This window comes from Curtobacterium sp. 458, from assembly GCF_030406605.1.
Taxonomy (GTDB): Bacteria; Actinomycetota; Actinomycetes; order Actinomycetales; family Microbacteriaceae; genus Curtobacterium.
In genome coordinates, this window is sequence record NZ_CP129104.1 from 1,468,370 (window position 1) to 1,482,833 (window position 14,464).

Below are 14,464 nucleotides of genomic sequence, written 5' to 3' on the forward strand. Positions count from 1 at the left end.
GCGGTCCGCCCCACCTCCGGACGGGAGGCGCGGTGCGGCGCCGCCACGCGCCTCCCGTCCGACATGCGCGGCGGAACGACACCGTCGTTGTCGTGCGACGGCGCCGACGTCGTTCCGCAGCCTCACGAGCGCCCGTCCGGCACCGCCGCGCCTCGGCTACCGCCGCGCCCACGCCGGCGCGTGCTCCGGCAGCGGCCCGAAGGCGACTCCGCGTGCGTAGAGTCCACGCACCGGCGGCACGTACCGGGCGAGGAGCACGGGCAGCAGCGGCGGCCCGTCCCCGAGCCGTCCCGCGAACGCCCGCTCGAACACGACCCGGTGCAGCACCGACTGCGCCGCCTGCACGACCACCGCGGGCGGCGTCCGACGACGCTGCACCCGTGCGAGGTCCCGGTCCAGTCCCGCCCCGGAACGGCCCGCCCGGAGCGCCGGAGCGAGCACGGTCGCCGTGGCCACGGCGTCCTGCACGGCGAGGTTGATGCCGACCCCGCCCGCCGGGGACATCGCGTGCGCGGCGTCGCCGATGCAGAGCAGCCCCGACCGCCACCACCGCCGCAGCCGGTCCATCCGGACGTCGAGCACGTGCACCTCGTCCATCGAGCCGATCGCCCCGACCCGCTCCGCGAAGTCCGGCCGCAGACGCGCGACCCGGGCACGGAACGCCTCGACGCCCTCGGCGCGGAGCCGCGCGTCCGACCCCTTCGGCGCGAAGTACGCGACCTGGTGGTAGTCCGGGCGGGGGAACGAGAGCAGGACGTCCGCCTCGGAGAACGCCGGCACGAGGGCGCTCGCCGTGTCGCCGTCGCGCCGCGGGAGCCGGAACCACCACGTGTCGAACGGCACGGACGACGACACCGGTCGGAACCCGGCGGCGTCCCGGACCGTCGAGCCACGGCCGTCGCACGCCACCACCACGTCCGCCCGCAGCTCGGTGCGCTCGCCGGGGCCGCTGCGGGGAGTGAGGTGCACGCCCGTGACGACCCCGTTCTCCACGATCACCCCGGTCGCGGCCGTCCCCATCGTGATGGTGGAGGACGGCTCTGCGCGGGCAGCGGTGACGAGCATGTCGAGGAGGTCCCACTGCGGCACCATCGCGACGTGGTCGTACGGCGGCGCGAGCCGCGAGAAGTCGCCGAGCAGCAGCCGGGAGCCGTCGGGCATCGGCAGCGAGAAGTCGTCGAGACGCGACTGCGGCAGGGACCGGAACGCCTCGCCGAGACCCAGCTCGTCGAGGAGCCGGACCGTCGAGGCGTGCACGGTGTCGCCGCGGAAGTCGCGGTTGAAGTCGTCGTGCCGCTCGACGACCTCGACGGCGATGCCCGCTCGCGCCAGCAGCAACCCGAGGACGACGCCGGCCGGGCCGCCTCCCACCACCGCCACCGTGGTCCGCCGTGTGGTCACCATGCCGCGGACGCTACGCCCGTCCCGCGGACGACCGCCGGGAGGCCCGGTGCGGCTCCGGCGTGCCGGGTCCGGTCCGTCAGGCGGTCCCGACCGACGACGACGCCGTGCCGTGGTCGGCGGCCTGCGCGAACACGACGCCGCCCCACGTGATGCACGCCACCGCGAGGACGAAGCCCACGGCCGCGATCCACCAGGAGGTCCGGCGGCGCAGCCACGCCCCGATCGCCAGGACGACGGTCACGACGCCGACGACGAACGCCCCACCGACCGCGATCGCGGTGCCGCCGAGGTACCCGCCGGGGGAGCAGCCCGTGGCGGCGTCGCAGGTCGCGGTCGCCGAGATCACCGCGACGACGCCGACGACCGCCGTGACGACGGTCATCACCGCGCCGAACGCGAGGAGCAGGATCGTCGTCACCCGGTCCGCGACCCGTCCGGCCGGGAACAGCGTCGTGCCGCCGCGCTCCCACGCCGCGGCACGCTGCTCGTCGCCGGAGGAGGAGGTGGGCTGCCCGCCGGGGACGTTCGACCAGGTCATGGCACCAGTCCTACCGTGCCTCCACGCCGAACGCCTGGGCGAGCTTCTGGATCTTCTGCGCCCGGCCGAGGCGCGGCAGGTCCGAGCCGTCGCGGATGACGCGGCCGCGGGCCTCGAAGTCGTCGAGGAAGTCCTGCGCCCACGCGACGTCGGTCGGCGTCGGCGAGATCACCTCGTTGATGACGGGCAGCTGCTCGGTGTCGAGGCAGAGCTTGCCGGTGAGCCCGAGCGACACCGCGATCTGCGACTGTTCGCGGAGGATGGCGTGCGCCGACCCCACCGTGGGGCCGTCGATCGGACCCGGGAGGCCGCCGACGCGTGACGCCACGACGAGTCGCGACCGCGGGTACGCCATCGCGAGCGTGTCGGCGCTCGTCCCGGTGTCCCGTCGGTAGTCGCCGGACCCGAACGCCAGGCGGAACGCGCCCTGCGCTCGGGCGATCGACGTCGCCTCCTCGATGCCGAGCGCCGACTCGACGAGCGCGACCACCGGGATCTGTCCGCCGAGCCGGTGCCAGGTGTCGGTGACCTGCGCCGGTGACTCCGTCTTCGCGAGCATGACGCCCTGCAGCCCGGGCAGGCCGCGGAGCTCCTCGACGTCGTCGGCCCAGAAGTCCGTGGTGACGTCGTTGATCCGGACCCAGGCCTCGCCGCCCCCGGCCAGCCAGGCGGCCACGGTCGAGCGGGCGGCGGGCTTGGCGGCGGGGTCGACGGCGTCCTCGATGTCGAGGATGATCTGGTCGGCGCGGGATCGCTGCGCCCGGTCGAAGCGGTCGGCGTGGTTGCCGGAGACGAGGAGCCACGACCGCGAGATGTCCGGCGCCACCGCCCGTCGACGGGACGGGGTCGGGGCGGGCGGAGCGGTTCGGTCGTCGATGGCCATGTCCACGTTGGTACCACACCGTGACCTCCAGCCCGCGTGTCACGGGCGACGAATCCGGAAACCTCCGGTTCATTGCAGGAGCACGGGTCCGGTTCCGCCTACAGTGTCCGATGTGTGGCGAGCGGACAGGGTGACCGACGGTGAGGACGACGTGAACGACGACGTCCCCGTCGAGGGTGCCGACGCGCGCCCCCGGAACGGACAGCAGGAGCAGGACGAGACGACGGGTCCGACCGGGTCGCATGCCCCGGTCGGACAGCGACCGTCGAGCGCGCCCGACCGTGGTGCGGACGCGACCGACGAGACGGACCGCACCCTGCGGCCGGAGCTGCAGCTGACGAGTCCGCAGGCGATCAGCCTGGGTGACCCGCGCCTCCAGGCCGGCAACGCGGCGGAGCCCGCGTGGGACGCGTGGCGGAAGCAGCTCACCGGTGTCGGCGGCACGAGCCCGCTGACCCGCTTCTCCGACCACCCGCGTGCCCGCATCGAGCTCTCGACGACGCACCCCGGCGGCCTCGCACAGTTCATCACCGGCAAGACGACGCTGCTGTCGAGCCTCATCCGCGACGAGGTCGCGCTCCGTGCGGCCCGCATCGCCGCGGCGCACGTCGAGGCGAAGGGCACCGAACTCGCGACGGTGCGCGGCATCGACGCGGTCAAGCTCGGCATCGGGATGGCGGACTGGAAGCACGGCGACGACCACTTCCGCGGGCCGGTGCTGCTGCGTCCGCTCGCGATCCGACGCCACGGCCGCGACTTCGAGGTGCGCCTGCTCGGCGAGCCCGTGCTCAATCCCGGCCTCGCCGACGCCCTGCACGAGCAGTACGGCGTCATCCTCGACGCGCAGTCGTTCGTCGCGCTCGCGCAGCAGGACGGCTCCTTCACACCGAACCCCGTGATCGACCGGCTCCGCGGGCTCACCGCGCACATCCCCGGCTTCTCGGTGCACGCGCGCCTCGTCGTCTCGACGTTCGCCGAGGTCGCGACCGGCATGGTCGAGGACACCGGCGACCTCTCGCACCCCGTGCTCGACGCCCTCGCCGGCAACCCGAGCGCGAAGTGGCAGGTCGAGCAGTCCTACCGGCCCGTCGAGCAGACGCCGTCCGACGAGCGCAGCCCGGAGACCGACACGCTGCTCCTCGACGCGGACGACGAGCAGGAGAACGTGATCGCGCAGATCACGGCCGGCAACTCGATCGTGGTGAAGACCCTCCCGGGCACCGGCGGCACGCAGACGATCGTCAACGCCCTCGGCGGTCTCGTCGCGGCGAACAAGCGCGTCCTCGTGGTGAGCCCCCGGCGTGCGACCCTCCGTGGCATCGCCGCCCGCTTCGGCGAGGTGCACCTGCCCGGGGTCGCGGTCACGCCGTCGACGCTCCGCCGCGACGTCGTCCGCGCGATCGCCCGCAACGAGAAGGCGAAGCGTCCGAACCTCCGCGAGGTCGACGACGCGCTCGTCCGGCTCCGGAAGGTGCTCATCGACTACCGCGGTGCACTGACGCGCGTGGACCCGTCGTTCGGCGTCTCCGTGCTCGACTGCCTCGTCGAGCTCTCCCGGCTCTCGCTGCTGCCCGTCCCGCCGTCGACGACCGCACGGCTCTCGCAGTCGTCGGTCGCGTCGATGGTCGAGGGGCGCTCCCGGGTCGCCGAGACGATGGTCAGCGCGGCCAACCTCGGCGAGTTCCGCTACGGCCCCGACGACTCGCCCTGGTACGGCGCGAAGTTCTCCACCAGCGACGGCGCGCAGCGGGCGCACAAGACCGCGAAGGACCTCGACGCCGACGGGCTGCCCGCGCTGCTCCGCCGCGCGCACGACCTCGTCGCGACCACGCACATGCGGCAGTTCACGACGATCAACGAGCTCGGGATCTACCTCCGCCTGCTCACCGAGATCCGGGACACGCTCGACCGCTTCCTGCCCGTGGTCTTCGACCGTTCGGTGTCCGAGCTCGTCGCCGCGACCGCTCCCCGGGGCGAGGGCGCACCGATGTCGTCGACCAACCGTCGCCGACTGAAGAAGCTCGCCCGCGAGTACGTCCGCCCCGGCGTGCACGTGTCCGACCTGCACGAGGCACTGACCCGCGTGCAGCAGCAGCGTGTGCTCTGGCAGCGGTACGTCGCCGCCGGCGTGAACCCCGAGGTGCCCACGGGCATCGCGGACGTCCAGGTGCTGTTCTCGAACGTCGTCGAGGACCTCGCGCGCCTCGACGAGCCGCTCGGTCGCGCCGCACGCGAGGACCAGCTCGCGAACCTTCCCGTCGACCAGCTCGTCCCGACGATCGCCCGGCTCGCCGAGGACTCCGACGTCCTGCACAATCTGCAGGAGCGCACGGAGCTCATGCAGACCCTGCGCGACCTGCAGCTCGAGCCGCTCATCACCGACCTCGCGAACCGGCACGTCCCGGACACGCAGGTCCCCGCGGAGCTCGAACTCGCGTGGTGGCAGTCCGCCCTCGAGTCGATGCTCGAGTCCGACCGGGCGCTCCTCGGGGCGAACACCGACATGCTCGACCGGGTCGAGGCCGACTTCCGGCTCGTCGACGACGCGCACGCGGCCGGGGTGTCCCAGGGCCTCGCGTGGCAGCTCGCCGAGAACTGGAAGGTCGGGCTCGTCGACTGGCCGGACGAGGCCACGGCGCTGAAGACGCAGCTCAAGGAGGGCGCGATCACCTCGCGTCTGCTGCAGGACTCCGCACCGCACCTGTCCCGGTCGATCGCGCCCGTGTGGCTCGCGAGCCCGTACGAGGTGTCCGAGATCGCGGACACGATGCCGTTCGACACGGTGATCCTCGTCGACGCCGGTGCCGTCACGATCGCGGAGACCGTCGGTGCCGTCCGCCGTGCCCGCCAGACCGTCGTGTTCGGCGACCCGGTGACGCAGACGCCGTCGCCGTACCGCATCGCCGTCGACCCCGACCACCGGGCACTGCAGGTCGACGAGCAGACGCTCGACGCCTTCCACGCCGACTCCGCGCTCGCGAAGCTCTCGACGCTCCTCCCGACGCTCTCGCTCACCCGCTCGTACCGGGCCGGCGGCGAGGACCTCGCGGAACTGGTCAACCGACGCTTCTACGGCGGCCGGATCGAGTCGCTGCCGTGGGCCGGATCGTTCCTCGGCCACGGGTCGATCGCACTCGACTACGTCAGTGACGGCAAGGCCGTGCCGGACCCCGACTCCGGAGCGGTCGAGAGCGTCGACGCCGAGGTGGACCGTGTCGTGCGGCTCGTCATGGAGCACGCCCGCACCCGTCCGACCGAGTCGCTCATGGTCATCACGGCCTCCGCCAAGCACGCGGTCCGCGTCGAGCAGGCCGTGCTCACCGCGGCGCAGGGGCACAAGGACCTCACCGAGTTCGTCATCGGCGACCGTGCCGAGCCGTTCATCGTCGCCACGCTCGAGCAGTCGGTGGCCCAGAGCCGCGACCGCGTCATCTTCTCGATCGGCTACGGCCGGACGCCGCACGGCCGGGTCCTCCGCGACTTCGGTCCGCTCGGCAAGCCGGGCGGGGAGCGCCTGCTCGCGGTCGCGATGACCCGTGCCCGCCGCTCGATGGTCATCGTCACGTGCTTCCAGCCGTCCGACATCGAGGCCGAGCGGATGGGTCACGGCACCGTCGCGCTCGCGGAGATCCTCGCCGAGGTCCGCGCCCGCACGAGCGCCGAGTACGTGCCGGACGACTCCGACCCGCTGCTCGTCGACCTCGCCCGCCGACTCGAGATGCGCGGCATCCCGGTCGCGCTCGGACACCGCGGCAAGCTCGGGCTCGTCGCGGCGCACGGCGGGGTGTGCGTCACGATCGAGACCGACGCGTCGCTCGTGAAGGGGTCCCTGCGCGAGTCGCTGCGGCTCCGGCCCGAGGTGCTCCGTCGGCTCGGGTGGCACTACGTGCGCGTGCACGCGTTCCAGCTGTTCTCCGACCCGGACCGCGTCGCGAACACGGTGGCCTCGGTGCTCGGCGTCGACCGCGGCGCGACCCAGGAGATCTCCATCCCGCCGATCCCCGCCCGCCGGTGAACACGTCGGATCTCGATCCCGGCGTGCTCACGGCGGGCCCCGCCCGCCGGTGAGCCCGTCCCGGCGGGCCTCCCGCCCCGCCGGTCCGGTCACGCCGGAGACGGACCAGCTGGTGGGCACGTGGGCGCGAGCCGACGACGCGTCGACGGCTGTGCCTCCCGACCGGTCAGCGTCCCCGGAACGCGACACGGAGGACCGGCCGGGAGGCGCGACCCGCCGCCGCAGGCGCGTCACCACCCAGCCGGTGCCGGGCTACGAGCCGGCCGCCCCGCCGGAGCCGGCGCGGCACCGCGACGGTGAGAACGACGACCAGCTCCGACGCGACGTCCCGCCGCACTGGTGAGGCCGGGTAGCCTTGGAGGCGATGACTGAGACCGCGCGACAGCGCCCCGACTGGCAGACGTGGCCGAACCTCATCACGCTGTTCCGGCTCCTGCTGATCCCGGTGTTCGTGGGGCTCGTCGTCGCCCGGCACCCGGGGTGGGCGCTCGTGTCACTCGTCGTGATCGGCGTCAGCGACTGGGCCGACGGCTTCATCGCGCGCCGCTTCGACCAGGGCTCGAAGCTCGGCAAGGCCATCGACCCCGTCGCCGACCGCCTCGCGATCATCGCCATCGTGCTCTCGCTCGTGCTGGTCGGGCTGCTGCCCCTGTTCGTCGTGATCGTCGTCGTCGCGGTCGACCTGGTGCTCGCCGTGCTCTCGAGCGTGCTGTTCCACGGCAACCCGGACCTCGACGTCACCTGGACGGGCAAGATCCGCTCGGCCCTGCTGTTCGTCGGCCTGCCGGTGCTGCTCTTCTCCGCCGTGCACACCGTGGACGAGAACGCGCCGTGGGTCCGGATCGTCGCCCTCGTGTTCGTGTACCTCGGCACCGCCGGGCACGTGCTCGCCGGTGCGCAGTACGCCGTGGCGATGGTCCGCAAGCGCCGCGCGGTGGCCGCCGCGGCCTGAGCGCCCCGGGGGAACCTGGTTCCGGACACAGCACTGCGGAAAAGCGTGGTGCTGTGTCCGGAACCAGGTTCCGTGGGAGCCTCGCCGCGACTAGAGCTTCGTCGATCCGCCGATGCCCGGGCCTTCGGGCGCGTCCGACGGTGCCACGTGCGCTCCGCCTCCGGCCGGCAGTGCGGCGCCGTTCTGGGAACGGAGCAGGTCGCGGATCTCCAGCAGCACCTCGACGTCCGTCGGCGGGACGTCCTGCGGCGTCTGTTCCTCGTTCTTCTTGACGCGCTCGAACGCGACCTTCTTGAGGTGGCTCACCGGCAGCACGAGCGCGAAGTACACGACCGCGGCGACGATGACGAAGTTGATGATCGCCCCGAGGACCGCACCGAACTTGAGCTCCGCGGGGTCCTTCCCCGTCGTCGGGATCTGCAGGACGAGCGCGTTGTCGAGCGAGGACGCGTTGAAGACCGCACCGATGAGCGGATTGATGAGCGCGCTCACGATCACGGTGACGATCGCGGTGAACGCCGCACCGATGACGACTGCGACGGCCAGGTCGATGACGTTGCCGCGGAGCAGGAACTCCTTGAAGCCCTTCACGCGGGCCTCCTTCCGGTCGAGGAGCCCCCACCGTACCGAGGCGCCCGCCCGCAGGTCAGGAGGCGCTGGGCGCGGCCGGCTTCTTCGACTCGGTCTTCTTCGGCTCCGACTTCGCTGGAGCGCTCGACGACGAACCGCTGTCAGTCGACGACGCGCCGGACGACGAGCCGCCGCCGGCCGGCTTCGCCCGCGAGTCCGTCCGGTAGAACCCGCCGCCGTTGAACGTCACACCGACCGGCGAGAACACCTTGCGGAGTGCACCACCGCAGACGGGGCACTCGGTCAGGGCGGCGTCCGTGAAGGACTGCTTGACGTCGAAGGCGTTGTCGCACTCGGTGCACCGGTACGAGTAGGTGGGCACGCTAGCTCCGGAAGGTGATGATGCGCGACGGCGTGATGATGCCGTCGACGGGTTCGTCGTGGGCCTCGCGCGGGACCTCGTCGAGGTACTCCGCGTCGAAGATCACAGCATAGACGGGCGGACGGTTCGCCATGGACCCGAGGGTCTTGTCGTAGTAGCCGCGGCCCCAGCCCATCCGGATCCCGTCGTGTCCGACCGCGGCGGCCGGGGTGAGGATCGCGTCGACGTCGCCGAGCGCGAGCGGGGAGAGGACCTCGCCGACGACCTCCGGCATCCCGAACAGCCCCTCGTGCTCCGACTCGCCGTCGCCGACCGCCCAGTCGAGGAGCCCGTCCTCGCGGGTGATCGGCAGCAGGACGCGGATGCCCCGCGCGTGCGCCCAGTCGAGGAACGGCCGGACGTCGGGCTCGTCGGGCGCGGAGAGGTACAGCGCGAGCGACTCGACCTGGCGCTCCTCGACGAACCGCTGCAGGGTCTCGGTCAGGGCTGCCGCGTCGGCGTCGCGTTCGGTGGTGGTCCTGGTGCGTCGCCGCTGCCGGAGCTCCGCCCGCAACGCACGCTTCTCGACACCTCGGTCGGGGATCATGCCCGGGAGTCTACCGAGGCCGCTCTTGCGGCTTCCCGCCGCGGCCCGCGCGAAGCCGTGTCCTCCACAGCGACGACATGTGCCCTCCAGGACTGGTCCGGTACGTTCACAGGCATGGGCTTCCAGATTTCGAAAGCCGTGATCCCCGCCGCCGGCCTGGGCACGCGCTTCCTCCCCGCCACCAAGGCGATGCCGAAGGAGATGCTCCCGGTCGTCGACAAGCCGGCCATCCAGTACGTGGTGGAGGAGGCCGTCGACGCCGGGCTCACCGACGTCCTGATGATCACGGGCCGCAACAAGAACGCGCTCGAGAACCACTTCGACCACGTCGCCGAGCTCGAGGAGACCCTGAAGAAGAAGGGCGACCACGAGAAGCTGCAGAAGGTGAACCAGTCCACGGACCTCGCCGACATGCACTACGTCCGCCAGGGCGACCCGCTCGGCCTCGGTCACGCGGTGCTCCGCGCGAAGATGCACGTCGGCCGGGAGCCCTTCGCGGTCCTGCTCGGCGACGACATCATCGACGCCCGCGACCCGCTGCTCAAGCGCATGATCGAGGTCCAGGGCCAGAAGAACGCCACGATCGTCGCCCTCCTCGAGGTCCCCGAGTCGCAGACGCACATGTACGGCATCGCGACGGTCGAGGAGACCGACGTCGACGACGTCGTGAAGATCACCGGCCTGGTCGAGAAGCCCGCGCAGGGCGAAGCCCCGTCGAACCTCGCCATCATCGGCCGCTACGTCATCCGCCCCGAGGTCTTCGACGTCCTCGAGAAGCAGGAGCCCGGCAAGGGTGGCGAGATCCAGCTCACCGACGCCCTCATGAAGATGGCCGGCGCCGAGGAGTGGACGGGTGGCGTGTACGGCGTCGTGTTCCGTGGACGTCGGTACGACACCGGTGACAAACTCGACTACATCAAGGCGATCGTGCAGCTCGCCTCGGACCGCGAAGACCTCGGGCCGGACCTCAAGTCCTGGCTCAAGGAGTTCAACGCGGGCGAATAGCCGACCCGTCGTCGAACGGGTCCGGGGGAGTTCCCCCGGGCCCGTTCGACGCATCCGGAGGAACCACAGCGATGACGACGATCCCGACCCTGTCCCACGGGCGGGTCACCATCCGGCCGCTCCGGCTCCGGGACAGCCGTGACCTCGACGTCGCCCTCGCCTCGAACCGCGGTTGGCTGCGGACGTGGGAGGCCACCAACCCCTCCGGCCACGTCTCCACCGACGTCCGTGGCAGCATCCGCGCGCTGCAGGCCAATGCACGTGCGGGCCTCGGGCTGCCGTTCGCGATGGAGCTCGACGGCCGGTTCGTCGGCCAGCTCAACGTGTCCGGCATCACCTACGGGTCACTCGCGAGTGCCTCGATCGGCTACTGGGTCGTCGAGGACGCCGCCGGGCACAACGTCACCCCGATCTCGGTCGCCCTCGCCGTGGACCACTGCTTCCGGTCGGTCGGCGTGCACCGCATCGAGATCTGCATCCGTCCGGAGAACGCGCCGAGCCTCCGCGTCGTCGAGAAGCTCGGCTTCCGGTACGAGGGGCTCCGCCGCCGCTACATCCACATCAACGGCGACTGGCGCGACCACTTCTGCTTCGCCCTCGTCGCCGAGGAGGTCCGCGAGGGCGTCCTCGAGCGCTGGGTCCAGGGCCGGGTACCGCCGGGTGCCGGCAGCGTGCCCCTGTCGGCCCGCGACGAAGCGGCGTTGCCGATCCACACGACGCCCCGCCTCTGACGCGGCCTGCCTGGAGGCACGGCTCGGCCCCGACGGAATCCGTCGCGACACGCGCAACACGCGTCCGGCAATCACGCTCCGCGTGCGACCCCGCCCCTACCGTTGGCGCATGGCAGGTATCGGCTCCTGGGGCGGCGGCATCGTGCTGCTCCTGGCAGCCGTCCTCTGGATCGTCTACCTCGTGCCCTCGTGGGCAGCGCGGCGCCAGTACCTCGCGACCGAGCGCAACGCGATCCGACTCCAGCAGACGCTCCGCATCCTCGCGCAGACCGCCGAGCTCCCCGACGAGGTCCGCGTCGAGATGAACGCGAAGTCCCTCGCCGAGGCGCAGCGCGTCGCCCGCTCTGAGGAGGCGAAGCGCACCGCCATCGTCCGGGCGCACGAGGCCGCCCGTCAGCGGGAGATCACCCGCCGTCTCGCGGAACAGGCGCCCGTGCTCGAACGCGCCTCGAACGTGCCGGCCCTGACGGCGATGCGGATGCGTCGCTCCCGGCTCGGCGCGACGCTCTTCGGCACGATCGGACTCGTCGTCGCCGTCGTGGTCCTCGTCGCCGCACCCGCACTCTGGCTGATCGCCGTCGCCGGGCTCGTGGCCGCCGGTGGGGCCGTCGCGGTCCTCGCGCAGCTGCACCAGGTCGCCCAGGCGCGGAAGGCGCGTGCCGCAGCCGCCGCGACGGACGCGACCCGTGCCTCCCGGCCGACCACCGCGTGGACGGACCCGGCGCCGCCGCTGCCGACGGAGGCGCCCGCCGAACCCGTGCGCGACCGGAGCTGGACCCCGAACCACGTGCCGAAGCCGCTCTACGTTGAGCGTCCCGTCGCGCCGAAGGCCTCGCCGGAGTCGTCCGCCGAACTCGCTGCGCGGCTCAAGGAGCGCGTCGCCGAGGCGAAGGCCGAGGCCGATGCCGAGGCCGCGGCGATCCGGGCCGGTGCCACCGACCCGTCGCTCGCGACGGTCTCGCGCATGCGGCCCGACGTCGAGGAGGCGGCCGCGTCGCTGTCCTCGCACGACCAGGGCCGGCTCGCCGAGCGACTCGGACTCCGTGCTCCCGCGTCCGCGTCTGCTGTCTCGTCCTCGTCCTCGGCGTCGGCCGAGCCCGCCGTCGAGACGCCCGTCGAGCCCGCGCCGCCGAGCCGGTGGGCCGGCATGGGCGTCATCGACGAGGACGTCTACCAGCAGGCCGACCTCGACGCCATCATGCGTCGACGCCGCGCGGTCTGATCCCTGCCACGGCACGCCCGGACACGGTCGGTCGATTTCGGTTCACGCGGACCGTGGTGCTAGGGTTGACGAGTCCTTGGGGCTATGGCGCAGTTGGTAGCGCGTCTCGTTCGCAATGAGAAGGTCAGGGGTTCGAATCCCCTTAGCTCCACCAGGTACACGAAGGGCCACCCGATCGGGTGGCCCTTCGTCGTTGCCTGAGGTTCTCCTCGGCAGTGCTGTGTCGTCGGCCCCGGTCGCCCTAGACTCGCGGGGCGCACTGCAGCGCCGAGGGGGGAACATGCACATCAGGAACGTCGTCGTCGCGATCGGGGCGGTCGCCGCGGTCATCGCCGGGAGCGTCATGGCCGGACCGGCTCCGACCGCGTCCGCCGCCGCACCGGTCGACGGACGGTTCACCCCGGTGACCTCCGCTCGCGCATGGTCCGGCAAGGTCGGGACCTCGCCGACCAGCGTCACGCTCGGCGGTCGGAACGGCATCCCGTCCTCCGCGACCGCGGTGGTCCTCACCGCGACCGTCAGCGGACCGACCGCGTCCGGGTACGTGAGCGTCGCGCCCGGCGGCAGCGGAGCGAGCCCGTCGATCCAGAACTTCGGCCCGAAGCAATCGATCTCCGGTACCACCACCGTCGGACTCGTCGGCGGGAAGGCCCAGGTGAAGGTGTCGTCCGGCACCGCGACCGTCGCCCTCGACGTCGCGGGCTGGTACGGCTCGAGCAGCGGCGGGTCGACCTACACCCCGCTCGCGCCGACGAACGTCCTCACGGGCACCGTCGGCACCGGGGCGACCCGGATCGTCGTGGCCGGGAAGGCAGGTGTGCCGTCGAACGCCACGGCCGTCGTGCTCCAGGCGGACGTCTCGCGCCCGGCCGCCGCGGGCACGCTCCGCCTCACGCCCGCGGGCAGCGCCGCCGGCATCGCGTCGGTGACCTACCAGAAGGGCGTCACGGTCGCGAACACCGTCACGGTGCGGCTCTCCGGCGGTGCGGTGCAGGCGCGGGTGTCGTCGGGGAGCGCGCGTGCCCTCGCAGACGTCGTCGGGTACTACTCGCCGTCGACCTCGGGGGCGGTGTTCGTCCCCTCGGCCCCGGTCCGCGCCGCCACCGTCGCGGCGGGGACGACCGCGAAGAACGTCACCGTCGCCGGGACGGCCGGCGTCCCGCGGAACGCCGTCGCAGCGGTCATCAACGCGAAGGTCGGCAAGGGCAGCGTCGGCGGGTCACTGCGCGTCGTCGGTGCCGGGCTCGCCTCGAGTGTGCCGACGCAGGTGTACGCGAAGGGGCAGACCATCGGCAACGCGCTCATCGCGCCGCTGGCGTCCGGCGGGAAGGTGTCGGCGAAGGTGTCGGCGGGGACGGCGACCGCCTACGTGGACGTCGTCGGGTACTTCATCGACGGGAGCACGGGATCGGGGACCGGTGTCGACGTGTCGTACCCGCAGTGCGGGAAGACCATCCCCACGGATCAGTCGTTCGCGATCGTCGGCGTCAACGCGAGCCTGGCCAACACGACCAACCCCTGCCTGCAGCAGCAACTCGCGTGGGCGGCCGGTTCGAAGGGGGGAACGGCGCAGCCGAAGACGCAGCTCTACTCGCTCTTCACGAACCCGGGTGCGACGCTCGCATCGAAGTGGCCGATGTCGAACACGCTCGACGACGGCAAGGTCGTCCCGACACCGAAGTCGTACGGGGTGTGCCGGGCACAGGCCAGCGGTGTCCCGCAGTCGAAGTACGTGACGACGACCGCGTGCTCCTACGTGTACGGGTTCGCTCGGGCGTACGAGGCATCGACCAAGCGGGGCGTCTCGAACGCGGCGCAGTTCCGGTGGTGGCTCGACGTCGAGACCGGGCTGTCCCACACGAGGACGACGACGTACAACCTGGCCGCCCTCGAGGGCATGATCGCCGCACTCCGTGATGCGCGCGTGACGAACGTCGGCATCTACTCCACCGCCAGCCACTTCGGGGAGATCATGGGTTCGGTCCCGTCGACGAGCTCCGCACGCGGTCTCCCGAGCTGGCTCGCCATCGGGCCTGCACGGCTCGACCAGGCGCAGTCGGCGTGTTCGAGCGCCGGCTTCGCCGGCGGGACGGTCGCGATGACCCAGTACGTCACCGCGTTCGGGGCGTCGCAGATCGACCGCGACTGGTCGTGTCGCTGACGCACTGACGGACGC

General features: G+C 72.2%; 12 protein-coding genes and 1 tRNA gene. 7 read left to right on the top strand and 6 right to left on the bottom strand.

The window, feature by feature from the left end; translation table 11 throughout:
* Positions 1-156: 156 nt before the first annotated feature.
* The 3 genes from QPJ90_RS07320 to QPJ90_RS07330 form a co-directional block, all read right to left on the bottom strand.
* A complete protein-coding gene (locus QPJ90_RS07320; protein WP_290133771.1) occupies positions 157-1,404 on the bottom strand; it encodes an FAD-dependent oxidoreductase in 1,248 nt (415 codons plus the stop codon).
* Positions 1,405-1,480: 76 nt separating this feature from the next.
* On the bottom strand, positions 1,481-1,942 hold the full coding sequence (locus tag QPJ90_RS07325; protein WP_354670494.1) for a DUF6264 family protein: 462 nt from the start codon (positions 1,940-1,942) through the stop codon (positions 1,481-1,483).
* Positions 1,943-1,952: 10 nt separating this feature from the next.
* The gene (locus QPJ90_RS07330) at positions 1,953-2,825 is read right to left on the bottom strand and encodes a CoA ester lyase (protein WP_290133772.1); all 873 of its coding nucleotides are present in this window, start codon (positions 2,823-2,825) and stop codon (positions 1,953-1,955) included.
* A 130-nt stretch (positions 2,826-2,955) separates the two neighbouring features.
* Here QPJ90_RS07330 and QPJ90_RS07335 point away from each other — a divergent pair, with 130 nt between their 5' ends.
* Positions 2,956-6,840, top strand: a complete 3,885-nt coding sequence (locus QPJ90_RS07335) for an AAA family ATPase (protein WP_290133773.1) — start codon at positions 2,956-2,958, stop codon at positions 6,838-6,840.
* Positions 6,841-7,204: 364 nt separating this feature from the next.
* A complete protein-coding gene (locus tag QPJ90_RS07340) occupies positions 7,205-7,792 on the top strand; it encodes a CDP-alcohol phosphatidyltransferase family protein (protein WP_290133774.1) in 588 nt (195 codons plus the stop codon).
* Between the two features lie 90 nt (positions 7,793-7,882).
* Here QPJ90_RS07340 and mscL read toward each other — a convergent pair whose 3' ends face one another.
* From mscL to QPJ90_RS07355, 3 genes are read right to left on the bottom strand one after another with little or no spacing between them, the layout of a single operon-like run.
* Positions 7,883-8,383, bottom strand: a complete 501-nt coding sequence (gene mscL, locus QPJ90_RS07345) for a large conductance mechanosensitive channel protein MscL (protein WP_290133775.1) — start codon at positions 8,381-8,383, stop codon at positions 7,883-7,885.
* Positions 8,384-8,438: 55 nt separating this feature from the next.
* Positions 8,439-8,744: an FmdB family zinc ribbon protein gene (locus tag QPJ90_RS07350; protein WP_290133776.1), complete on the bottom strand. Its 306-nt coding sequence runs from the start codon at positions 8,742-8,744 to the stop codon at positions 8,439-8,441.
* Between the two features lies 1 nt (position 8,745).
* The gene (locus QPJ90_RS07355) at positions 8,746-9,330 is read right to left on the bottom strand and encodes a 5-formyltetrahydrofolate cyclo-ligase (protein WP_290133777.1); all 585 of its coding nucleotides are present in this window, start codon (positions 9,328-9,330) and stop codon (positions 8,746-8,748) included.
* Between the two features lie 114 nt (positions 9,331-9,444).
* Here QPJ90_RS07355 and galU point away from each other — a divergent pair, with 114 nt between their 5' ends.
* The 5 genes from galU (at position 9,445) to QPJ90_RS07380 (ending at position 14,449) form a co-directional block, all read left to right on the top strand.
* Positions 9,445-10,335, top strand: coding sequence for a UTP--glucose-1-phosphate uridylyltransferase GalU (galU, locus tag QPJ90_RS07360; RefSeq protein WP_290133778.1), 891 nt, complete (start codon positions 9,445-9,447; stop codon positions 10,333-10,335).
* A gap of 71 nt (positions 10,336-10,406) precedes the next feature.
* Positions 10,407-11,066, top strand: coding sequence for a GNAT family protein (locus tag QPJ90_RS07365; protein ID WP_290133779.1), 660 nt, complete (start codon positions 10,407-10,409; stop codon positions 11,064-11,066).
* 109 nt (positions 11,067-11,175) lie between these two features.
* Positions 11,176-12,288, top strand: coding sequence for a hypothetical protein (locus QPJ90_RS07370; RefSeq protein ID WP_290133780.1), 1,113 nt, complete (start codon positions 11,176-11,178; stop codon positions 12,286-12,288).
* Positions 12,289-12,366: 78 nt separating this feature from the next.
* Positions 12,367-12,442, top strand: a tRNA-Ala gene (locus tag QPJ90_RS07375).
* 126 nt (positions 12,443-12,568) lie between these two features.
* Complete coding sequence (locus QPJ90_RS07380) at positions 12,569-14,449, top strand: hypothetical protein (protein WP_290133781.1); 1,881 nt, start codon at positions 12,569-12,571, stop codon at positions 14,447-14,449.
* The last annotated feature ends 15 nt before the right edge of the window (positions 14,450-14,464 follow it).